This window comes from Komagataeibacter kakiaceti JCM 25156, assembly GCF_000613305.1.
In genome coordinates this window covers 1-586 of record NZ_BAIO01000892.1, presented here as the reverse complement: position 1 = coordinate 586, position 586 = coordinate 1, and the positions used below count along the sequence as shown (strand labels likewise).

1 protein-coding gene and 1 pseudogene are annotated in these 586 nt (G+C 68.3%); both read left to right on the top strand.

Translation table 11 applies throughout. The features are described 5' to 3' along the window. Positions 1–341 (top strand): Holliday junction DNA helicase RuvB C-terminal domain-containing protein (locus JCM25156_RS26675; protein ID WP_034961783.1); only part of this gene is annotated, 341 nt, incomplete at its 5' end. Then, positions 331–586: pseudogene (locus JCM25156_RS26670) on the top strand (YbgC/FadM family acyl-CoA thioesterase); the annotation flags it as partial. The gene JCM25156_RS26675 and the pseudogene JCM25156_RS26670, both read left to right, overlap by 11 nt.

Here is a 586-nt window from a genome sequence, read left to right as displayed (position 1 = left end):
GACGCGGGCCGGTGGACCGGGCGCTGGCCGATGCCGCGCTGTCACGGCTGGAGGTCGATTCGATGGGGCTGGACGGCATGGACCGCCGCTATCTGCGCCGCATAGCGGAATATCACCATGGTGGCCCGGTGGGGGTGGAAACCCTTGCCGCCGCCCTGGCCGAGGCCCGTGACACGCTCGAGGACGTGATCGAACCCTACCTGATTCAGGAGGGACTGGTACTGCGCACCAGCCGTGGCCGCATGCTGGGTGAACGGGGCTGGCGGCATCTCGGCCTGCAACCGCCCGCCCGCATGCCCGGTCAGGGCGATCTGCTGGGGGATGGGCCGGATGGAGCATAAAATAGATTTCCGCATTTATTACGAGGATACGGATGCCGGGGGCGTGGTTTATCACGCCCGCTATCTCGCCCTGGCCGAACGCGCCCGCACCGAGGCCATCCGGGCGCAGGGGCAGGCGGCGTCCGACCTGCTGGCCGATTTTGGGCTGGCCTTCGTGGTGCGCCATGCCGCCATGGACTACCGCGCGCCGCTGCGGCCTTGACGATGTCGTGTGCATCACGACTCGCCTGACGGAACTGGGCGCG